This is a genomic window from Mycobacterium gordonae (assembly GCF_017086405.1).
Taxonomy (GTDB): Bacteria; Actinomycetota; Actinomycetes; order Mycobacteriales; family Mycobacteriaceae; genus Mycobacterium; species Mycobacterium gordonae_D.
Genome location: NZ_CP070973.1, coordinates 1,830,893 through 1,852,841 on the forward strand (window position 1 = coordinate 1,830,893; position 21,949 = coordinate 1,852,841).

Consider the following 21,949-nt stretch of genomic DNA (forward strand, 5'->3'; position numbering starts at 1 on the left):
CCTCGCCGCGCTGATCAGCCCCTTGCCGCGGTGCGGAACCTTTCCCGGTAGGCATTCGGTGAGACGCCGAGGTGTTCGACGAATACCCGTCGCAGGCTCTCGGGGCTGCCGAATCCCGCCAGCCGTGCGGTCTCGGCCACCGTGCGCCCGGCATCGAGCGCCGCACGGGCCGCGTCGATGCGCACCATTTCCACATAGCGGGCCGGCGTTGTCCCGAGTTCGGCCTGAAACAACCGGGTCAGTTGCCGCGTGCTCACCGATGCCCGCGCGGCCAGGGTGTGGACGCTGTGGTTGTCCGCCGGATTAGCCGAGATCGCGGCAGTGACCTTGCCTGACGACACCCCAGCGGAGGTGAAAACCTCGCCGTCTTGGACGAAGATGGCGTCCGGCTCGACGGCGACGTCGGGGAACGCGCGGGCGAACAACCGGACCTCGTGCCAGTGGGTGGTGGCGCGGCGGCCTTGCAGCAGCCCGGCCTGTGCCAAGATGAACGACCCCGTGCAGATGGAGGCCAGCCGCCGGGTCCGGCCGGCAATCGATCTGATCGCCTTGACCAGCGCGGGGTCCACCGGCCGTCGCGGCAGGTCGTCGCTGCCGGCGACCAGCACGGTGTCCGCGGATTCGATGGACGCGATGACGTCGGTGACGCCCAATCGGGTCCCGATCGAGGTGGTGACGTCCTGGCCGTCCACCGACGCGATCTTGAGCTGATATTCGGCGCCGGCGCGGTTGGCTTCGGCGAACACTTCGCCGGCCCCGGCAACGTCCAGCAGCGTCACGTCGTCGAAGACGACGATCACGATCACACGAGCCCCCACCCGTCCATTGTGTGCCCTGTCGCTTTCTGAGGGAAAGACGGCACAAACGGGGCTGACCGGTCGCGTAATTCTGTTCGCACACTGACGGCATGAACATTCAATCGATGGAAACCATCGCCGGCGTCGTCATCCCGGACACGTCCTTGGTTCGTGAGGTCACTGACTACATCCGCGCCGCCGAAGACGATCTGCTCTTCGACCACTCCCGGCGGGTGTTTCTCTTCGGAGCCCTGCACGGACGCCGGCTGGGCCTGCAACCCGACCTTGAGTTGCTGTACGTGGGAGCGATGTTCCGCGACATCGGCCTGACCGAGCGTTACCGGACGTCGATGCTGCGCTTCGAAGTCGACGGCGCCAACGCGGCACGCGCCTTCCTGCTGGAGCGCGGCTGCGACCCTGCCGACGCCCAGAAAGTGTGGCTGGGTATCGCCTTACACACCACTCCGGGAGTGCCGGAGTTCCTGGACCCCGAAATCGCTTTGGTCACAGCCGGTGTCGAGACCGACGTGCTGGGTATGGGCCGCAAGGAGCTGACACCCCCAGCATTGGACGCCGTCGTGGCCGCACACCCGCGCCCGGATTTCAAGAACCGGATCATCGCCGCGTTCAACGACGGCATGAAGCACCGGCCGGAGAGCACCTTCGGCACCATGAACGACGATGTGCTGGCGCATTTCGACCCCTCGTTCCAGCGGCAGAACTTCGTCGAGGTCATTCTGGGCAACGGGTGGGCCGAGTAATGGACGTCTGCGAAGCGCTCCGCTCCACCACGATGATGCGGCGGTTGCGGCCGGATCCCCTTCGACTCGACACGCAGGCCCGCATCCTCAATGCGGGCGTCCGCGCCCCGCCCGGGGGCAACACCGAGCAGTGTCACTTCGGCGGCGTCGTGACGATGGCACTGCGCCGCGTCCCGGACCGGGGGAACGCGCGACGGCGCGGCGTCGCGGCCAATCGCCATCCGGCGCATGAGGTCTCATCTCGGCATGACTGGGATGCGCCATTCGGTATCGAAATTCCGCAGCCGCTCTGGCCTGCGGCGTGACAGAGAGGGGACAACCGTGACAGCATCAGCATCCTCCCACCGTCGTAATGCGAACGAAGTCAATGTATTTCAAGCTCCGGCCGCTCTGTTTGACAACCTGCAGCAGGTGCTCGTCGATCTGATCGAGCTGCACTTGCAGGGCAAGCAGGCGCATTGGAACGTCGTGGGAACGAACTTCCGGGATCTGCATCTGCAACTCGACAGCCTGGTCGACGTGGCACGGGAGGCCAGCGACACCATCGCCGAACGGATGCGCGCCCTGAACGCGGTCCCCGACGGGCGCTCCGACACGGTGGTCGCCCGCACCACGGTGCCCGCGGCACCGCCGGGCCTGCTCAGCGTCAGCGACATGGTCGACGTCATCACCACCGGGATCTACGCCGTCGTCGGCACCTTGCGTGCGGTGCACGACGACGTCGATGACGTGGACCCTACGACCGCGGATCTGCTGCACGCCATCATCGATGACTTGGAGAAGCAAGCATGGTTACTCAGGGCCGAGACCGAGACGGCATAACCGACAGGTGTGCGAGTGGGAAATGATGGGTGCCGTGCTGGGCCGCAGGCGCCCGCGCCGCAACCAGTCCTGCGGGTCACCAGGATCACCCACCGCGACGACCCGGATGCTGATCGACGCCACCCGCAGTTGGGAATTCGAGCCGAGGCCGGAGTGGGGTGGGCGGCACTACCCGCCGATCAACACAATTGAGTCGGAGCCGGAGTCGACCGTGACTGCCCGATGGGACGAATACGCGATCGGCATGCACGAGCTAGATGATCAACGGCGGGAACTGTTGACGAGGCAGCAGCTGGGCAGGCGCCTACCGGATGTGTAGGCGCCTACCTCACTGCCCCTTGACATTCATGATCTGCCGCAGTGCCGTCACCACTTCGACGAGCGGTTGCGCGTCGAGCATGACCTGGTCAATGTCCTTGTAGGCCTGCGGGATCTCGTCGATCCACTCCTTGCCGTGGCGGTATTCGATACCCAGCATCGCGTCGGCCAGATCCTGTTCGGTGAACAGCTCCTTGGCCTTGGTCCTGCTGAACCGGCGGCCGGCCCCGTGCGGCGCCGACCACAGGCCGTCAGCGTTTCCCTTGCCCCGCACAATGTATGAGCGAGTGCCCATCGAACCGGGAATGATGCCCAGCTTGCCTTCGGTGGCATCGATCGCGCCCTTGCGGGTTAGCCAGACGATTTCCCCGGCGATCGTCGTCGGGACCGTGTAGTTGTGGTGAGTGTTGATCGTTTCGATCGCCACCCGCTGAGCCTGCGCACCCATCCACGACGCGAACACATGGATGAACCGGTCCATCATCTCGGCGCGGTTCAGGTAGGCAAAGCGCTGCGCCCACTGCAAATCCTTGATGTAGCGGTCGAATTCGCGTGTGCCTTCCTGAAGGTATGCCAGATCGCGGTTCGGCAGCTTGATCGACGGGTCAGCGGCGCAGTGGTCGAGTGCGACCTTGATGTGCCGCTGCGCGATCTTGTTGCCGACGCCCCGAGAACCGCTGTGCAGGAACAGCCAGACGTTGTCGTCGGTGTCCAGGCACAGTTCGATGAAGTGGTTGCCACCGCCCAACGAACCCAACTGCTGCATCCACTTCGGGCTGTGCGACAGGTCGACGCCGAGGCGCTGCTGCAGTGTCAGCAACTCGTCGTGCTTGCGGGCCGTGAACGAAAACCGCTGCAGGCTCTTGTTGTAGTTGCCGGGGGACAGCGGGATCGCGTCTTCGACCAGTTGCCTCAGTGCCGGCAGCTCGGGTCGGTAGTCACCGCCGAACTTGGCCGACAGATCCCGCTCGGTGAACCGGGTCTTGGCCGCGACCATGCCGCAGCCGATGTCTACACCGACCGCCGCCGGGATTACCGCGCCCCGGGTGGGGATGACTGTGCCGACAGCCGAGCCCTTGCCCAGGTGGGCGTCGGGCATCAGCGAAACGTGCGGGTGCACGAACGGCATCGACGCGGTGACCTTCGCCTGCTCGACGGTGTTGCCGGCGATGTCGGTGGCGAAGTTGAGCAGCTTGGGCCCGAGCTGTTCGGGCATGACGGACTCCTGAGACGTTGGGCTGGATGTGTGGACGGTATTCCCTCGGCGGCGGCGGGTGCAACGGATTTTCGGCCAGCGCCCGGCATCGGCGCTGGTCAGGGCGCGATTTGGAGAGGTCCCCCCGGGTTGGGTAACCTTGCGTTTACCGACGCGGGGTGGAGCAGCTCGGTAGCTCGCTGGGCTCATAACCCAGAGGTCGCAGGTTCGAATCCTGTCCCCGCTACCAGCGGAAATGGCCCTTCAGGCAGCAGCCTGGGGGCCATTTTCATGCCGGTTGGGAACACTTTTGGGAACATTCGCAAAGCTAATCATGTCGTTACGCAGCCGGCCGTCCACCTATCGCTGAAACAGGGGGAGCCAGAACCCGCTCAGGACGAGGCGGTCGGAACTGACGCAAGCCGCAACACGCTCGTCGGTTGGGTGTCGCTGCGGCCGTGCAATCGACCCGCCTCGGCCATGATGTTGGTATGAGGATCGAGCGACTCCAAGTTGAAGAAGGTTTTCTTGACGGACTCCGCCTCGACTTGGCGCCGGGACTGAATGTCATCATCGGAGCTCGAGGGGTCGGCAAGACCAGCATCCTGGAGATGATTCGGTACGCACTGCGCCTTGAACACGTCGATCAGAGGCGTGCGGCAAGTGCTCAACAGCATGCTGAAGCGATTCTAAGTGGCGGCAGAGTTCTACTGACCTTCGTCGACAACTCCGGCGCGCGTGTGACTGTGGCAAGGTCAGCCGCCGATCCAGTTGACGTACCTTCAGGCGTTCCCCGAGACCAGGCGCCGGTTGTCCTGGGTCAGAACGAACTTGAAGGAATTGGCCTTGACCAGCGCAGCCGTCTTCGACTAATCGACAATTACGCGGCGATGGACCCGGGGCGAGACCAAGCAGACATCGGCCGGCTTACATCGACGGTTAAGTCGCTAACTCTTCAGCGTCGCGACCTTGTCCTCCAAAGCGAGGCACTTCGTCAGCAAGAACTGCTTCGGCCGAAGGTGGAGGAAGAGCTTGACGCTGCACGCGCGATTGAAGCAGCGCTGCTGGACAGAGCTGGAACCGATGCAGCACGTCTTCGCGAGCGTTTGGGCGAGCAAACCACCCGGCAAGCACAGGTGGGACGTGAACTGTCTGATTTGGAAAGCATAAAGGAGGCATTCCTCCGGCTGTTCGAAGAGTCTGAGTCTCTTCACGCATCAATTGCGGAGGCGCGTTCAGACCTGCCAAACGCCGGTAGCGCGAGTTCTCGTTATCTGGCCGAACTCGATCGAATTGCTGGACTTCAAAGGTCAGTATCGAATGCGGTTAAAGAGCTCACCGACAGGGTCTCCGCTGACATCGGCTCACAGCAATCTGAGTACTCACGTATTGACGATGAGATACGTCCACTACGGAGGGAATTTGAAGAGTTTGAAGTTGGCGCTGCCGCCGCCGCCCAGGCGACTGCACGCTTAGAGCAGCAGCTGGCAGGCATCGACTCAGGCATCGAACGCTCAAACGCTTTGGAGAAGCGAACTCTTGCCCTAAGCCTCGAACGTAGTGACGCAATGAAGGCGATTGAGGCTATTCGAGAATCTAACTGGTCGGAACGGACCAGGGCAACGGAATTATTGAATCTCCGTTTTGAACCACGAATTCGCATCCGGATGGAGCACTACGGCGACCGCAGCAATTACGAGGGCGCTTTAGCAGTTGCTCTTCGTGGCAGTGGCCTCCAGCACAACCAGCTAGCGGAATGGCTGGCTGAGCGTATGAGTCCGCAGGAGCTCGTGAGTGCGGTCGAAGCTAGCGACGCTGCACAGCTAGCGTTGATTGGAGAGCTTACAAGTTCGCGGGTCGAGAAGTTAGTGAATCACCTCGCGAAATCGGACGCGCTTGGCGATATCCTTACATCCCAAGTTGACGACCTAGTAGTCTTCGAACTTCTCGTCGGGCGGGACTATCGGAGCAGCGAGCAACTGTCCACAGGTCAGCGCTGCGCAGTCGTGTTGCCTCTATTGCTTGCCGACGAAGACCGTGTGTTACTTATGGACCAGCCTGAGGACCATCTAGACAACGCTTATTTGGTTGAAAACACCATTAAAACGTTGTTGGCGAGGAGTACAGAATCACAGACGATCATTGCCACTCACAATGCCAATATTCCTGTCCTGGGGAATGCTGAGCTAGTTATTTGTCTCGAAAGTGACGGACGGAGGGGTTACATTCGACACGCCGGTCCCCTGACGGACAAGCCAACGGTCGGTCTCATTTCTGATCTCATGGAAGGCGGGCGCGAAGCATTTGCTCGTCGAGCAGATTTCTACCGGAGCTGGGTTGCGCGCGCATGAATCGCGCTGAAGCATTATTGGCTCTGGCTAGCGACACACCCGCGGAGCGGCTCAGTGCCGCACGATTCCTGCAGCTCTGGGCTTTACCGTCTGACGTTCCGGCGCTTCGAGCTGCCATTTCTCGTGAGCCGGTCGGGTGGGTGCGGCGAGCGCTGGAGTCAGCACTCCAACGCATGGGCGACAGGCGTTCGGTCACCGTAGACTTGGACGATCTGCGTAAAGACGAAGCCCAAACCAGCGAGGAACTTGCCGCGATGGCTCGGGCGCGTATTGCTAGAACTGTCGTACACGAGTTGGAACCGATAGTTGGACTCATCGAATATTATGCATCGAGCGAATTTCCTTCTTATGTGGGAAGTCAAACGAAGTCGCACGTGGAGAGGCTTGCTGCGATGCTGCGTGCAATCGAAACACTCGGAAAAATTTCGGCGACGCCACACGTTGAGGTAGTCGATATCACGCTTATCCTTAATGAAGTCGTCGCAGCGGAACAAACTAAATTCGATGTAGATATCCGCCTTGAAGGGCCGATCGGTTTGCGTGTGAACACGGACGCTGGACTTGTCAGGGTCATCGTGGGTAATGGCGTAAGAAATGCGTGTGAATCTATTTTACAGGTGGGAGACAGACCCACCGCCGTCAGCGTGATCTATGGTGCGACCGACCGGGAAGCGTGGGTCACCATTGCGGACAACGGCGTGGGCCTCCCTTCCGGCAGCACCGAGAATTTATTCGAGATGGGCACGTCCACCAAAGAGGATCACCTCGGAATGGGCTTGACTTTGTGTTCCGAAGCGGCGCGAGCGCTGGGTGGAGATCTGCGATTAATCACGGATTCAGCGAGCACGCGCCTTGAATTGAGCTTGCCATTCAATAGGGGAGGCGAAGATGCAAGTTCTGTTGGTTGAGGACGAAAAGGCGATCCGTACCCTTTTTGCGAACCATTGCAGTGCTCAGGGGGTTGATATCACCATTGCCTCGTCCCTTGGTGAGGCCAAGCAAATAATTGATCAAGACAATCAGGACTTCGACCTCGGCATATGCGATCTGAAGATTCCCTCGGCACCGGGTGTCGTTGATGAAGATGTACAACATGGGCTCGCCGTGCTGAGGCATTTGCTGTCTGTTTGGCCTGGCGTGCCCCTGATTGTACTTTCTGCTTTTGGTACTGTCGACGTGGTCTCTAAAATGCTTTACGATGCGAGATCATTGGATCTGTATGGCGACAGGGACCCTCGACCAATGTTACGTTTCGTTCAGAAGGCCCGACTTGTTGATGCAGTCGCCGCTATAGATGAGGTTAATGCAGAAATAGAGGCGCTTGAACAGATCGAACTGGTCTCCCCGAGCTTGACTCCCGCTTACTGTCGTGCGGTGCGTGTATTCGCGCGCCGAAAGGCCGGCACATTCGTTGAATACACGCCGCTGGCTGGGGGCCGTTCGGGGGCGCAGACGGGACTTGCAACGGTCAAGAACGCGTGGGGCGCCCAGGTTGCGCACGTAGTTACCAAACTAACCCGGCTCGACAGGGCAACAGAAGAAAAAGGCCGCTACATCTCTCATATATCGGGAAAACTGGGTGCCGCAACCTTTGCAGATCTAGGCGACGAGGTTATGGCCGGCTGCGGTGGATCGGCAGGGCTGTTTTACAGCGTAGCTGATACATTCAATCGCAATCTTTTCTGGGTATTAGCCAACGACCCGGGAAACGTAGAAGGCGTAATTGATGAGCTTGCAGCTATGTGTGCACCCTGGCTTACGGGCGTACCCCATACGGCAAAGAAATGGTCAGATGTCCGCCGGAATCTGATCGCTGACTCGAGGTACACTGATGTGCGCACGAGTTACGAAATAGTAGAGATCGCCGACGAAAAGGCTGTGCAATGCTTGTGGACCTCCCAACATGGGGACCTTCATGGCGCTAATGTGCTAATCAACGATAAGTCGCGACCTGTCCTGATCGATTACGGCCGAACTGGGGACGCACCGAGCGTGTTAGATCCGTTGACACTAGAGCTCTCAGCGATCTTTCATCCCGATTCACCCGTCGCCGCCGACCCATGGCCCACTGTCGATGACTTGCAGAACTGGGCGGACGTAGATGTGTACGTGAGGGACTGTCCATATCCAGCATTTGTCCGCGCATGCCGCAGCTGGGCTACCTCCGTAAAGGTTGGTCAAAGAGATCTGTTTGCGACAGTTAGCGCTTTCTGTCTGCGCAACCTCCAATACGACGACGTGGATAAGGACAAAGCATTGGCACTGCAGCGCGTGGCGAGCGCCTACGTCAACGAGGCCTGATGGCCGGAACCTAGCTGGGGTGCGGCGCAGGGACGGACAACCGGGTGTAAGAATGGGCTGCTATCAGTGAAGCTGTAGGAGTTGGAGATTGGGTCGAGGGCAGGCCCCTAGCTCGACGGTGCTTCTATCAAGCAGCGACGATCTGAAGGCTTCCGCCGACTGCGGCAATGTAGGACTTCACTATGCCTAGTTGTCCCACGCGTCCCCGAGCAAGAACTCGGCAGCTTGTTCCGCTGCCTCGCGATCGTCCTTGCCCAGCACATGGGCGTAGGTCTCCAGGAAGAACCCGACGTTGGCGTGCCCGATGCGTTCGCTGATCACCTTCGGGCTGACACCGGCCCGCAGCGCACCGGTAGCGTAGGAGTGGCGTAGATCGTGGAAGGTGATGCGTGACAAACCTGCTGCGGCCGCGAGACGGTCGAAGCGTTGACGGATCGTATCGGGATGCGGCGGCCGGCCATCCTGGTAGGTGAAGAGGTAGTCGCCGGGATGGTATGCGTCGCCGAAGAATTGACGCTCGCGGTCTTGGAGTTCGCGCCAACGGCGCAGTGCCGCAACGGTGGCACGGTCGATCGAAATGGTCTGATCGGCATTGCGGGTCTTGCCGCCGGCCTTGTCGACTGCCCGGCCGCCGACCACCACGCGATTGTCATGGACGGTGATGACACCGGTATCCAGGTCGACGTCAGACCACTTCAGGCCGCACACCTGGCCGCGCCGAATGCCGGTTGTGAGTTCGAGTAGGAACAGCGCCGCGAACCGGTCGTCGCGGATAGACTTGAGGAACGTCCGGATTTCGTCAGCGCTCCACACCGTTCGGCGCGTGCGCGGACGACGCGGTGGTTTCACATTGCTCGCCGGGTTGTCGGTGAGGTATTTCCACGCCACCGCGTCGACGAGTGCTCGGTGCAGAAACGCGTGGACATTGCGGACGGTCTTGGGTGCTAATCCAGGCGAAACCGGTTTCGGCACAATGCCTACCCGATAGCGCCTTACCGCGGTGCGGGCCGCGTGGATTGTTGTGTCGCATGCCTCCGACAGCTGCCGGGGTGTGGGCGGGGCGCCCGCGGCGCTGCGCTGGGACCAATAGGCATACATCACGGTGTCGTTGTCGCGCTTGACGCGACCCTCGGTCAGCAGCTTGTTGTAGAGCTTCAAGAGTTGAGGCTCGTCAAGTCGCTGCAGACGCTCGGCACCGATATGGGGAATGACGTATGTGCGCGCGTAATCGCTCCAGCTGCGCCACGTCGTGGCGTCGAGTGCGGGTTCGATAGCGGCGAGCCATTCGGTGAGGAATTGCGCGACTGTGCGGTTCGAAGGCTTGACGACCCGGCCGCGGTCAGCATCTCGCATGGCTTCCCGGCAGGCTTTCCAGGCCTCGCGCTCGGTCTCGAAGCCGCCTTTGGTGATCCAGGGATATCGGCCGGTCGCGGGGTCCCGCTCTGGGAGGCGGAATTTGTAGTACCACGCCGAACCACGCTGATGGACAGTGCCTTTCATGAGGCCACCAGCTCGCGCAAGCCAGCCGTTACCACGTAGATCCGGCCGCCAAGGCGACGAACGGGCAGCTCGTCGGAGGCCACCAGTCGGTAGGCTGCCGCCCGGCTGATTCCCAGTAGCTGCGCGGCGTGGGGAACCGCGAGCAGCAGGGGGAGATCATTGAACACGTTGTTTTCCAAGGTATTTCACCACCTTCCCACAATCTTGTCGGGATTTTGCACGGATGAACGGTTCCTGTGGACTTGGGGGCTGCACTGTGGACAAAAGCCCGCAGCTTCCGTTCCGTCGGCCGCAGTGACGGTGATTGTGCGAGAATGCGCGTCTTCGCATTCACCGCACCAAGGCACTGCTGGCGCGGGCGAGCTTGGTGGCTGCCACGGGTGCGTGAGACGCCGGGCTAGCACGCGGATCGGATCCCGTGCCCCTTTCGGGTTTCGGATGAGGTGGGTGGCGAGATCTGCGGCCGGCCAGCCGCGTGCCAGGGCGGACTCGATGGCTGGCAGGAGAGTGTGCGCCTCGCACTCACCCAGCCGCCACGAATCGCTCACGGCGTGCAAGATTTGTGCTGCGGAGTCATCCGGTTCGGATGGGGATTGGGTTGATGGATTCAAGGGGTCCCGATTCGGGACCCCCGTAGGGTGCCTCTCTGATACCGCCCCCGTCCCACTGCGGGACGGCCCCCGTGTCAACACGGGACCAGGGGGTCCCGCATCGGGACTAGGGGGTCCCGGATCGGGACCGGGTGGAAGGTGTGGTGCCCGAGGGTGATTCAGGTAGTAGCGGGTGGAGCGGCGGGCACCGGAATCGTGGAATTGCGGGCGTCGAGACATGAAGCCCCGCGTCTCTAGAAAGCTCAGCGCGCGCAAGACCGTGCTTCTTCCGGCACCGGATTCAGCCATCAGCGTGCGGATCGACGGATAGCAGGAGAAGTTTTCATCCGCCTTGTTTGCGAGCAGGACGAGGATGAACTTCGCCACCGGTTGGGCGATGTCCGAGTCTTTCGCCCACGCGAGGGCTTCCCAGCTCATGTTGACGCACCGAAAAGGCGCTGCCCACCGGCAGCCGTTTCGGCGGGCTGCGCCGAGCGGCGATCCATGGCGCGTCGTCTCATGTCTAAACGGTAAGTCCGCTCATGTGCCTAGCGCGACGGTCGCGCAAATATTTCTCTGTCGAGTTTTACTGCGGCACAGGTGAATTACCGCCAATTCCCGCGACGGGGCAAAACATCGCGAAACGTGCCGCTTCGCAACGGCATTCCGCGTGGCGCGGTGCTGACGCGGACGAGGCGGCGGATCTGCTCGTCGGGTGTGCCGGGATTGGCCGATCGCGGCCCCTGGCCCTTAGTGGACACTGAGTTGGCTTCGGGAGAGTCCCGCTCTAGCCATTGAGAAGGCGCGCCTTCCTCAACGAAGTCAGCAAGCGCTGAGCGGCGCGCAGCGTCGGTGCATGCGCCGCGGCGTTCAGTTGTCCCGAGTCCGCTGCAGCGGCCAACGCCTCCAGAACAGTGCGACATGCCCGCGGCGACTTCAGCACGATCTGGGCGGCCTCGGCGGGGCTGGACGGAATCTGCTTTGTCTCGACCCGAACACGCTCCACGATCCGCCCGACGGGTTTCTCAACCACTTCGACCCGCACGGCGACGGCGCCGCTTTTCGCTGCTCTTCGCTCCTCATAGGCTGCTCGCCGGCACTGCTGCGAACACCAGATGGAGGGACGTCCCGGCTTCGGCGGCCAAGTGCTGTTCGGTATCTCCGCGCCGCATCGCGGGCATCGTTTCGCGGGCATGGGAGCAATGGTAAGTGCACCCTACATAGTTAGATACGGACGAAATTGCGTTATCGTTTCGTGACCCTGAGTGCAAGAGGTGTGATGTGTAGAGAGGCGGTCAAGTTAGGGGCGCCTAAGTGCCGGCGGCGGCGAAGTGTTGTTGTGACCGGCAGATCGCGGTGATCGCGCGGATGTCCAGCCGACAAATCTGCGGCCAAGACCGGGCTGGTGTCGGTAACGTTTGCCAAGTCATGAGTAACGAGGACGTTGCCAGCCTTCTCCCTGCGGAGGCGCGTGCTCGTGTGCGTATTGATCAGCAACTGATCCAGGCAGGCTGGAAGGTCCAGGACAGAAAAGACCTGAATCTGTTGGCGGGACAGGGCATCGCCGTCCGAGAAGTCGTGATGAAGCCCGGGCACGGCCGGGTCGACTACCTGCTGTACGTGGACAAGGCCGTCGTCGGCGTCATCGAGGCCAAGCCAATGGGAACACCGCTTTCAGGCGTGGAGTGGCAGTCGGCCATGTACGCGGAAGGGCTCCCGGCTGATGTGCGGCTCGCCGCCAAGACCCGGGATGGTCGGCTGCCGTTCGTGTTCGAGGCGTCGGGAGTCGAGACACACTTCACCAACGGCTTCGATCCCGATCCGCGGGCGCGCTTAGTCTTCAACTTACTCAAGCCGGCAACGTTGGCGCGCCTCCTTCGTGACGCCGATGCTTCACCCGAGCGCCCGACGTGGCGCGCCAAGGTTCGCGATCTCCCAGCCCTCGAGACCGACCCGCTGCGTCCAGCGCAGGTCAATGCGATTAGCGGGATCGAGAAGAGCCTCGCCGATCAGCAGTTCGACCGATCGCTGGTACAGATGGCGACCGGGGCCGGCAAGACCTACACGGCGGTTACCGAGTCGTACCGATTACTGAAATTCGGTGGATTCAACCGAATTCTCTTTCTCGTCGACCGCAACAACCTCGCCGATCAGACGCTGGCGGAGTTTCAGAACTACCGCACGCCCGATGACGGCCGCCGCTTCACCGAGCTGTACAACGTGACCAAACTGTCCAGTGCCGGACTACTCGGCTCGAGCAAGGTCGTCATCTCGACCATCCAAAGGGTCTACAAGTTCCTCAATGACGGCGAGGTCAGCGACGCCGATGATCCCAACCTCGATAAGTTCACCCCGGAAACCCCTGTCACGGTCTCCTACAGCGAGGCACTTCCGCCGGAAACGTTTGATCTTGTCATCGTCGATGAGGCGCACCGAAGCATCTACGGAGTCTGGCGCGGTGTCTTGGAGTACTTCGACGCCCACGTCATCGGTCTAACCGCCACGCCGGGCAAGCAGACCTTCGGGTTCTTCCGTCAGAACCTCGTTTCTGAATACACCTACCCTAAGTCCGTCGCCGACGGCGTCAACGTGGACTTTGACATCTACCGGATCCGCACCCGAATCAGTGAAGACGGGTCTCGGATCGAAGCCGGGACTCTAGTACCGAAAGTGGACCGCCGAACCAGAGAACAGAAACTCGAAACCCTTGACGAGGATCTGGATTACCGCGCCGCGCAACTGGACCGCGCCGTGACCGCCACCGACCAGATCCGCACCGTCCTAGAAACTTTCCGCGATCGGCTTTCCACCGAGATCTTCCCAGGACGCTCCACCGTCCCGAAGACCTTGATTTTCGCCAAGGACGACAACCACGCGGAGGAGATCGTCACACAGGTTCGCGAGGTGTTCGGCAAAGGCAATGACTTCGCGGCGAAGATCACTTACAACGCCCGCAACGCCAAAGAACAACTCCAGGCCCTGCGGACGAGCCCGTCGCTGCGTATCGCGGTGACCGTCGACATGATCGCGACCGGAACCGACGTCAAACCGCTGGAATGCGTGTTCTTCATGCGTGATGTCCGCTCCGCCCAATACTTCGAGCAAATGAAAGGTCGTGGCGCGCGCACGATCACTTCGGCCGATTTCCAGGCGGTCACGCCCGACGCGAAAAACAAGACCCGGTTCGTAATCGTCGATGCGGTGGGCGTGACTGAGCACCCCTTCGTCGAACCACCGCTTAATCGGCAGAAGTCGATCAGCCTCAAGAAGCTCCTCGACAAGGCCGCCGCCCTCACACTTGGCGAGGACGAAGCGGCAACCCTGGCGTCACGGCTGGTGAAACTCGAAGTTGCACTTACCGATGAGGAGAGGCAGGAACTCGACAACGTCGCCGGCCAACCCGTCCGCGATATCGCCAGGGCGCTCGTGGATGCTGTCGAGCCGTCCACTGGGTCGACCGAGGCGATCGAGCGGGCTATCGAACCGATTGCTGCCAACCCGGAACTGCGCAACCGCATACTCGAACTCCGCACCGCCCACGACCGGGTCATCGACGAGGTGAGTAGAGACGAACTCGTTGACGCCGGCGGAGTGGTTAATACTGACCGTGCCCGGTCGATCGTGGACTCGTGGCGCGTTTACCTCGATGAGCACCGCGCGGAAATCACAGCGATCCAGGTCGCCTATGAGGCGGGCGAACAGCGAATCGACTTCGCCTACATCCAGGGACTCGCCGCCCGTATCGCCCGGCCGCCGCACAACTGGACCCCCGACATCATCTGGAACGCCTACGCAGCGATCGACGCGCCCAAGGTCCGTAAGTGTCCCACGCACACCCTCACGGATCTCGTTCCGCTGATCCGCTACACCATCGGCGTCGACGACGAACTCGTTCCCTACGGTGAGCGGGTGCGGGAGAAATACGCGGCCTGGTTAACACAACAGGAACAGGCTGGTGTGGTGTTTAACGACACTGAGCGCTGGTGGCTGGATCGGATCGTGTCGGTGATCGCCAACTCGGCGGGGATCCGGGTGGAAGACCTGGACGACGCGCCGTTTGTTGAGCGTGGCGGTACCGATGGAGCGTTGCGCGATTTGGGTGACAGGGCCGGCGATCTCGTCGAGCAGCTCAATGCGGAGCTGACCGCATGAATTGGCCGTTGGTGCAGCTCGGGGATCTCATTGAGGACATCACCGCAGGCAAATCGTTTGGCGCTTCAAACGCACCTGCGGAGGAAGGACATTGGGGCATCATCAAGGTAAGTGCGATGACGTGGGGCAAATTCAAACCAGAGGAGAACAAGGCCGTACCGGCCGAGCTTGCAGACCCGAGGTTTGAGATTCGCGAAGGTGATCTACTTGTAAGTCGGGCCAACACAGCCGAATATGTGGGAGCCAGCGTCCTTGTCCGCGCTGTTCGCCCCAAGCTACTTCTAAGCGACAAGAGCCTTCGACTGACGCCCAAGTCCAGCGTTCACCCAGAATGGCTCTGGTACACGCTACAAGCACCTGCGGTTCGCAGCCAGATTCGCGAATTGGCCACTGGTACAAAGGATTCAATGCGAAATATATCGCAGTCAGCTTTGCGCACAATTCGGATCCTGATCCCACCACTCGACGAACAGCGGCGCATCGTCGATCTCCTCGAAGACCACCTGTCTCGACTCGATGCCGCGGAGACATACGTGCGCAATGCGATGCAGAAGTTGAGACTCTTGAAAGCCAGCGTTCTTGCTTCACTTCACGCCGGTGAGCCGTACCCACTGGGGGCTTTGGCGGTCGACTCTGGCTACGGAACGTCGGTGAAGTGCGTTGCCGATGGCAAAGGCGCGGCAGTGGTTCGGATTCCAAATCTGGTCGACGGGCAGATCGATCTGTCAGATGAGAAGCGCGTGCTTAACGCAGAAGCGGACACGTCTGCGTACATGCTTGCTCCGGGCGATGTCCTCATCGTCCGTACGAATGGATCTGTTGACCTGATCGGGCGCTCTGCCGTAGTCCAGCCTGGGATTGATGCAGCTTTTGCTTCGTATCTGATTCGGTATCGCGTGCGGGAAGAGGTCGTCCGGCCGCGTTGGGTTCAAATCATGCTTAGCACGCCACAAGTTCGCTCCCGGATCGAATCATTAGCAGCCTCAAGCGCCGGCCAACACAACCTAAGCCTCAGTAAGCTCAACCCATTGGAGTTGCCCGTCCCGCCCATCACGACCCAAGATGCCGGCATTCAACTTGTTGTCGGGATGGAAGTTGAGGCGTCTCGTCTAGCGGCATCGATTGCTGCTACGCGATTGCGCGCCGCAAGGCTTCGATCGTCGATCCTCGCTGCTGCCTTCTCCGGACGTTTGACTACATCGGAGTCCGACCTGTCGCTCAACGAAGAGTTGATCGATGCATGAGGGGAAACAGATCAAGCTATGGGGCATTCAGTGATCGTGACTTTTCTTGGCAAGTTGCGGTGACGTGTCGTAGGCCGCTGCGATGATAGAAAACATATGTTCCCCTGCTGGTGCGGGCAGAATTGACTCGGATGACGGGCGCCGAGCCATGGTGACGATTCGTCAGCGATGAACTAGGGAGGTAGTTGCGATGATGAAGGAGATCGAGCTCCGCCTTGTTGACGCGTCCACCCCCAGCGGCGAGATTCCGGTCAAGGACCTCGCCGCGCTCGCGACTGCCTTGCAGGAATTGACGACTCGAATCAGCCGGGAAGTAGTCAATACGCCTGGACCTGGTCGCACGAAGCAGTTCATGGAGGAGCTCTCGCAACTGCGGCTTCATGCGGTTGAGCCTGGAAGCACCGTACTCCGATTCAGCAAGGGCCCGACTGACAAACTTGACGTCGACTTGCCCGAACAAGCCGTGGCAGATGATCGCTTGTGGGAAATTATGCGGGCCATGGGGGAGGACCGTCGCCCCGATTGGGCCACCGACCTGATCGCGGAGAGCGTCGGCAAGTTGGTCAACGCCATTCAAGCAGCGGCGCCGACCGTAATCCTCGGCGCGCCTTCGCGACCGGAAGTGCGGATTGCGTCGTCAGTGATGCATGTCGAAACGTGGACACCGACGCGTGTCCGCACAGGAACTGTCATGACTGCCGCTGGCCGACTCGAGAAGGTCGATCTACGGTCGCACGATTTCCGTCTCCGCGACGACGTCGATACCACGGTCGAACTCAAGAGCGTCGAAAACGACACCTTCGCAGCACAACTCGTTGGCCAATGGGTGGTTGCGGAAGGAACCGGGATACAACGTGCGTCTGGCCGGCTTGTCGCACTTCAGAATGTGCGTGTGCTTCCAGCGAATGATCCCGCAGCCGACTTTGGCGGCCCCAAAGTCGTTACCCTCGACGAGATTTTGGCCAGCGCTCCCGGACCAGACCCGAATGGTGGGCTCGACCTCACCGACTACGAATTCGCGGCATTCCTTGAGGCAGCGCGTTCGTGAGCGAAATCGCGGCGACGGTAGTCGATACCGATGTGTTCAGTCTGATCTACCTTCGCCGCGCCAGCTGTGATGCGCGCGTCCCTGGCTGGCGCGAATACCTGACGGGGCGGCGTGTACTCATTTCCTTCCAGACCAGGGCTGAGGTGCTTGCCGGTGCGCGAGTCGCCGGCTGGGGCGAGCGTTGGGTGGCGATGACGATTGAGACCCTTGACCGGACGCCCACCATTCGCCCCGACAACGAAGTCGTAGACGCGTACGCCCTTCTTGTCAGCGAATGCCGAAGGCTCGGTAACGCTCTGCACGGCAGAAAGCACACCGGTGATCGATGGGTTGCGGCCTGCGCCATCGCCAAGCGGCTAGATCTATTGGCCGGCGACGGGATCTACCAGGACGCACCAAATCTTGTCGTGCGCAGCTGAATAGAAGGGCAAACCACGTTGTCTGATTCCCGGCGCCTGGTCGACAAACTCTGGGCGTACTGCAATGTGCTGCGCGACGATGGCGTTGGTGTCATCGAGTACACCGAGCAACTCACTTACTTGCTGTTCCTGAAGATGGCACACGAGCGGGCAACGAGAAAACTTAACCCGCAGCAGATCGTTCCCGACGAGTATTCCTGGCAGAGGCTCCTGGATGCTGAGGGAACGGACCTTGAGGTCGAATACACGAAGATCCTCGTCGGGTTAGCGCAGCAGCCGGGCACACTTGGCACGATTTTCCGCAAGGCGCAGAACAGGATTCAGGATCCGGCCAAGCTCAAACGCCTCATCGTGGATTTGATCGACAAAGAAAACTGGTCCGCTTCGGGCACAGATCTCAAAGGCGACGCCTACGAGGCGCTGCTGTCCAAGGGCGCATCCGATAAAGGGTCGGGTGCGGGTCAGTACTTCACCCCGCGCGACCTCATCCGGGCAATGGTCGACGTGATCGACCCCTCGCCTGCTGACATGGTCGTCGACCCGGCGTGTGGCACAGGCGGCTTCCTCCTGGTTGCCCATGAACACGCCGTCCAAGGGGCTGAAAACCTGACCCCAACGAAGCGTAAGCACCTGCGGGACACTTTCGTCACTGGCTATGAACTCGTCGACGGGACAGCGCGTCTAGCCGCGATGAACCTGCTGCTCCATGGCATCGGAACCGCCGACGGCGACTCACTGATCGATGTTCGAGACGCACTCATATCTGACCCCGGCCGTCGCTGGTCGGTGGTGCTGACCAACCCACCGTTCGGCCGCAAATCGTCGCTGATGATGGTGGGCGCGGATGGTCGGGAAGTGCGCGAGGACATCGAGATCGAACGGCAGGACTTCGTTGTTACGACCAGCAACAAGCAACTCAATTTCCTGCAGCACATCATGACGATTCTCGATATCAACGGCCGCGCCGCCGTCGTGCTTCCCGATAACGTCCTCTTCGAAGGCGGCGCCGGCGAGACGTTGCGGCGAAAGCTGTTGGCCGACTTTGACCTACACACAATGCTTCGTCTGCCTACCGGCATCTTCTACGCTCAAGGCGTCAAGGCCAACGTGCTCTTTTTCGACAAGAAGCCGGCATCTGAACAGCCGTGGAGCACCAAGCTCTGGGTCTACGACCTGCGCACCAACCAGCACTTCACCCTCAAGCAGAACCCACTGCGGCGCCACCATCTCGACGAGTTCGTCGACTTCTATCTCAGCGGAAAGCCCCGTGACGAACGTGTTGAGTCGGAGAGGTGGAAATCGTTCAGCTACGAGGAACTCGTCGCGCGGGACAAGGTCAATCTCGACATCATCTGGTTGCGTGACGAGTCGCTCGATGACGCCGACAACCTTCCAGCGCCCGAGGTCATCGCCAGAGAGATCGTCGAAGACCTCACCGCCGCGCTCGCGGAGTTTGAGGCGGTCGCGGCAGCCCTCGAAGCCGCCGCGAATGGAGATGCCGTTTAGCGGGAGAGTTCGACCAGATCTCCCTTGATCGCCCAACGTCGATCGACCGGTTCAGCGGCAAGTAACTCGCCAGCGACGCACAGGTGGTCCTTGGGATCCCACTTGACGCCAGCACCGTAGGGGGAAACGAGTCGGTGCGCGGCGCCAAGCACCGCCCGGCGCTCGTCAAGCAAATGATGCTCGATCTCTGCAGGCTGTGCAGGAATGTCTTTCGCGAGCCGCGCCACGACGTCAGGCAGGACCGCTGTGTCGGTGTGGGCCTGGAGCGCGCAGATCACCCCATCGAAAATCCCCTTCACCAATCCACCCCACACCGGTTGAAGTCCATGCGGTGGCCGAACTTGCACTCTGACGGCGAATGGGGTCTCGGGCGCGCACGCTGGCTCGCTCACCTCCACCTGGCCGCGTGCGAGTGCTAGCCAAACTTGTGCCAACTTCTTCTCGCCGGCAAACGCACCCAGGTCGGTCCAGTCGAACGAGGCTAGTGTTCGCCCATGCCGCCAGTAGGCGAAGGCGTCCGATCGTCGCGAGAGCGCGTAGCGATAACAGAACGGATATTTGGCACCATCGGGCGCCGACGGTACAGCGGCGCCGTGTTCGAAGCGAATCCCGTTGCGGCCGGCGACTCTAAACGAATCGATGTAGTAGAGCACGAGGTTCTCGACGTCGGCCCTGGGATGCTTGGGGCCGAAGAACGTGGTGTGCAGCACCTGCTCAGCTGGCGGCGCGAGCTCTTGGCAGCGGTTGCGGATCTCATGCCGAAGATGCTGTTGCCAGACCGGCAGGTGTTCGAAGCGGATGTAGTCGTCGGCCCAGGCCTGGACTGCGGGACTGCTCGCCGTCGGTCCGTGGATTTCGCAGTGGCCGTAGGGCAACGGGGGCGCGACCGCCTGCTCGGTCGGCTTGGTCGACTTTGTCGGAGGAGGTTGTACGGCGTCGCGCGCCGGTTGGCAGGTCCCGCAACTCGGGATAGGCTGCCCCACTTGGTCGCTCGCCCACTGCTCAAGTTCGGCAATATGTTGCGCGCACACTTTGACGTACGGTCCGGTCCATGCACTCCCGCCAGGTTTCTCACCCCTGATCGTCCAGCAACCGGCATGATGCACACGCGCTGCTGTCGCGCTGTGGCTGCGCGCGATGTTGATCACGTAGCCATCGGGGTGGGTGTCGAGCCAGGCCAGATAGCCGGCGTCGTCGTCGCGGAACTCACGCGCGGGTTGGACGCCGACAAAGACGCCACCGAACTTGGCCTCCCCCATAAGGCACTCGTAGCCCTCGACCCACACCAGCCCAGTCCGGCCGACCTCTTCACAGACGCTGTGGTCATCGACGTGCATGGCCTCGAAACCACCGCTGAAGTCGGTGTTGTAACCGGTGACAATGCGGCCATGACTACACACGGTTTTCGCGAAGCAATCGTCGCAAACGCTGAAGTACTGCCAGGGTCTTCCGAGCGCCGGAAAGCCGCAGACCGGGCATTGATGTGCTCGTCTGTCCTCTTGGGGTACCTCGAGAAGCCAGTCGTTGCTCGCCAGCGTGCGCAGCGCCGACTCCTCGGAGCGCTCTCTGACATGTCGGCGCAGCATGATGAACAACGCGTCCGCTCGTCCGGTGTCGGTTACGCCCAGACGCGCCTCAGGAGGAACATCTGCGACACTCCTCGCACTTGAGACCAATGCAGCGATCGCCGCGCGGTGCCACGGGCTCACATCGTCCAGTCGGAGCGCCCGATTCCGGTGCTGGCTCTCGCGCCAGTACTGCTCGACCTTGGCAAATCTGCTGGCGGCATCCCCAGGATCCAGTGACCACGTGCTGGCGCCGTCCAAGCCATAGATGAGCAGACCGCGGTCGCACAGGAACGCATAGCCACCGCTGTGTTGGTCGGCGTTGAACTCACGGTGAACGATTTCAACCGTGGTTGAGGGGTCATCGGCCCAGTCCACAGCCAGCGCCTCAACCTTCGTCCGCGTGACCGGCCCCGTGATTTTGTCCATCGTCCCTCCCATCGAGAAGATAGCGGGTAGGTCTGACAATCTGTCGTTCGTTGCCAAGTGTCACCGAGCGCGGTGATTGATCCAGTCCAAGTAGCGCGCCCCGGCACACGCGTCGCGGCAGATGTTGAGAGCGACCTCGACGGCATCACGGCGGTTTCGGTGCCAGAGTTGGGAACGAATTTGGGAACCAAACTCCGCGAAACCTCCCAAAATCAGCGCAACACGGCGCAACCACCCGAACACCCGATCCCCGCTGACCTGCACAAATTAGACCACCCGGACACCCAAAACTCCCTGGCCCGTAGCTCATAACCCAGAGGTCGCAGGTTCGAATCCTGTCCCCGCTACAAATGTGGTGTCTCGAGACATCGGAATAGCTCCGAACCTCCGTTAGGTTCGGGGCTTTTTCGGTGTGGGGCCTTTGGGTGCGCCGGTGGGTTGGTAGTCCCTGGTGGGTCGAGGGTGGAGGCGGTAGGAATACTTCTGGGAAAATTAGCCAAGCTAACGAGATGCCGGAGCCGGCCTCCCGGGTCTGCGGATCGCGAACCGCCCTGCTCTTACCAGATCTCTCAATTCAGGATCGTTTTCAATCCGGCAGCACTGCCGGCCTGAATGCAACATCGAAAATCACACGACGACGTCGTGCACCACGTCCCTCGACTTCACCTTTGTTGGTATCCAGGAGATCGCGGAGACCATTCTGCGGCGACGATGGGCATCCCAGGGGCGACGTCTGCGCCGATGTCGAAGGCTCCCAACGGCTGCGGCGCTAGTGTGGGGGTGAGTTCGGCGAGGGCCTTCTCATGGTCAGTGATTTCGTCGTTGAGTTGTTCCCCGCGGCGTACGAGCGGAACCCAGCGTGTGTTTGGCAGCGGCCGCGACCCTGCTGATTGGGCCGAGACCTAGGCCGGCGCAGCGGTGGATCAGTGGCATCTTCGAAACGGATGAGTT

At 61.1% G+C, this 21,949-nt stretch carries 18 protein-coding genes, 1 tRNA gene and 1 pseudogene; 13 read left to right on the plus strand and 7 right to left on the minus strand.

Annotated elements, in window-relative coordinates; genetic code table 11:
* Positions 1-14 precede the first annotated feature (14 nt).
* The gene (locus tag JX552_RS07800) at positions 15-806 is read right to left on the minus strand and encodes a GlxA family transcriptional regulator (RefSeq protein ID WP_205878305.1); all 792 of its coding nucleotides are present in this window, start codon (positions 804-806) and stop codon (positions 15-17) included.
* Between the two features lie 101 nt (positions 807-907).
* Between JX552_RS07800 and JX552_RS07805 the strand changes: the two genes are divergently transcribed.
* From JX552_RS07805 to JX552_RS07820, 4 genes are read left to right on the plus strand one after another with little or no spacing between them, the layout of a single operon-like run.
* Positions 908-1,558 carry an HD domain-containing protein gene (locus JX552_RS07805; RefSeq protein ID WP_205876816.1) on the plus strand — a complete coding sequence of 217 codons (651 nt, stop codon included), beginning with the start codon at positions 908-910 and terminating at the stop codon, positions 1,556-1,558.
* Entirely contained in the window at positions 1,558-1,863 is a 306-nt protein-coding gene (locus JX552_RS07810) for a nitroreductase family protein (protein ID WP_205876817.1), read from the plus strand. The genes JX552_RS07805 and JX552_RS07810 overlap by 1 nt, the downstream gene beginning before the upstream one ends.
* Positions 1,864-1,879: 16 nt before the next feature.
* The gene (locus JX552_RS07815; RefSeq protein ID WP_241010948.1) at positions 1,880-2,380 is read left to right on the plus strand and encodes a Dps family protein; all 501 of its coding nucleotides are present in this window, start codon (positions 1,880-1,882) and stop codon (positions 2,378-2,380) included.
* 7 nt (positions 2,381-2,387) lie between these two features.
* On the plus strand, positions 2,388-2,699 hold the full coding sequence (locus tag JX552_RS07820) for a hypothetical protein (RefSeq protein ID WP_205876818.1): 312 nt from the start codon (positions 2,388-2,390) through the stop codon (positions 2,697-2,699).
* Positions 2,700-2,708: 9 nt separating this feature from the next.
* Here the strand turns inward: JX552_RS07820 and JX552_RS07825 are convergent, their stop codons facing one another.
* Positions 2,709-3,914 (minus strand): RtcB family protein, encoded by a 1,206-nt coding sequence (locus JX552_RS07825; protein WP_205876819.1) that lies wholly within the window; start codon positions 3,912-3,914, stop codon positions 2,709-2,711.
* Positions 3,915-4,066: 152 nt separating this feature from the next.
* On the opposite strand from JX552_RS07825, the gene JX552_RS07830 reads away from it, so the two are divergent.
* The 4 genes from JX552_RS07830 (at position 4,067) to JX552_RS07845 (ending at position 8,545) form a co-directional block, all read left to right on the plus strand.
* Positions 4,067-4,143, plus strand: a tRNA-Met gene (locus JX552_RS07830).
* Positions 4,144-4,333: 190 nt separating this feature from the next.
* Positions 4,334-6,244, plus strand: coding sequence for an AAA family ATPase (locus tag JX552_RS07835; protein WP_205876820.1), 1,911 nt, complete (start codon positions 4,334-4,336; stop codon positions 6,242-6,244).
* 203 nt (positions 6,245-6,447) lie between these two features.
* Positions 6,448-7,152, plus strand: coding sequence for a sensor histidine kinase (locus JX552_RS07840; RefSeq protein WP_205876821.1), 705 nt, complete (start codon positions 6,448-6,450; stop codon positions 7,150-7,152).
* A complete protein-coding gene (locus JX552_RS07845) occupies positions 7,133-8,545 on the plus strand; it encodes a response regulator (RefSeq protein ID WP_205876822.1) in 1,413 nt (470 codons plus the stop codon). Before JX552_RS07840 ends, JX552_RS07845 begins: the two co-directional genes overlap by 20 nt.
* A 186-nt stretch (positions 8,546-8,731) precedes the next feature.
* On the opposite strand, the gene JX552_RS07850 is transcribed toward JX552_RS07845, so the two are convergent.
* The 4 genes from JX552_RS07850 to JX552_RS07865 form a co-directional block, all read right to left on the minus strand.
* Entirely contained in the window at positions 8,732-10,045 is a 1,314-nt protein-coding gene (locus JX552_RS07850) for a site-specific integrase (protein WP_205876823.1), read from the minus strand.
* Positions 10,042-10,212 carry a helix-turn-helix domain-containing protein gene (locus JX552_RS07855; RefSeq protein WP_241010949.1) on the minus strand — a complete coding sequence of 57 codons (171 nt, stop codon included), beginning with the start codon at positions 10,210-10,212 and terminating at the stop codon, positions 10,042-10,044. The genes JX552_RS07850 and JX552_RS07855 overlap by 4 nt, the downstream gene beginning before the upstream one ends.
* 18 nt (positions 10,213-10,230) lie before the next feature.
* Positions 10,231-11,073 (minus strand): helix-turn-helix domain-containing protein, encoded by an 843-nt coding sequence (locus tag JX552_RS07860; RefSeq protein ID WP_205876825.1) that lies wholly within the window; start codon positions 11,071-11,073, stop codon positions 10,231-10,233.
* A gap of 349 nt (positions 11,074-11,422) precedes the next feature.
* The gene (locus JX552_RS07865; protein WP_205876826.1) at positions 11,423-11,668 is read right to left on the minus strand and encodes a hypothetical protein; all 246 of its coding nucleotides are present in this window, start codon (positions 11,666-11,668) and stop codon (positions 11,423-11,425) included.
* 395 nt (positions 11,669-12,063) lie between these two features.
* Between JX552_RS07865 and JX552_RS07870 the strand changes: the two genes are divergently transcribed.
* The 5 genes and pseudogenes from JX552_RS07870 (at position 12,064) to JX552_RS07890 (ending at position 19,004) form a co-directional block, all read left to right on the plus strand.
* Positions 12,064-14,787: a type I restriction endonuclease subunit R gene (locus JX552_RS07870; protein ID WP_205876827.1), complete on the plus strand. Its 2,724-nt coding sequence runs from the start codon at positions 12,064-12,066 to the stop codon at positions 14,785-14,787.
* A complete protein-coding gene (locus JX552_RS07875; RefSeq protein ID WP_205876828.1) occupies positions 14,784-16,031 on the plus strand; it encodes a restriction endonuclease subunit S in 1,248 nt (415 codons plus the stop codon). Before JX552_RS07870 ends, JX552_RS07875 begins: the two co-directional genes overlap by 4 nt.
* Positions 16,032-16,221: 190 nt before the next feature.
* A pseudogene (locus JX552_RS32045) lies at positions 16,222-16,437 on the plus strand (hypothetical protein); the annotation flags it as partial.
* A gap of 638 nt (positions 16,438-17,075) precedes the next feature.
* Positions 17,076-17,498 carry a PIN domain-containing protein gene (locus JX552_RS07885; protein ID WP_205876830.1) on the plus strand — a complete coding sequence of 141 codons (423 nt, stop codon included), beginning with the start codon at positions 17,076-17,078 and terminating at the stop codon, positions 17,496-17,498.
* Positions 17,499-17,516: 18 nt separating this feature from the next.
* Complete coding sequence (locus JX552_RS07890) at positions 17,517-19,004, plus strand: class I SAM-dependent DNA methyltransferase (RefSeq protein ID WP_205876831.1); 1,488 nt, start codon at positions 17,517-17,519, stop codon at positions 19,002-19,004.
* Here the strand turns inward: JX552_RS07890 and JX552_RS07895 are convergent.
* Positions 19,001-20,998, minus strand: a complete 1,998-nt coding sequence (locus JX552_RS07895; protein WP_205876832.1) for a hypothetical protein — start codon at positions 20,996-20,998, stop codon at positions 19,001-19,003. The genes JX552_RS07890 and JX552_RS07895 overlap by 4 nt on opposite strands.
* Between the last annotated feature and the right edge of the window lie 951 nt (positions 20,999-21,949).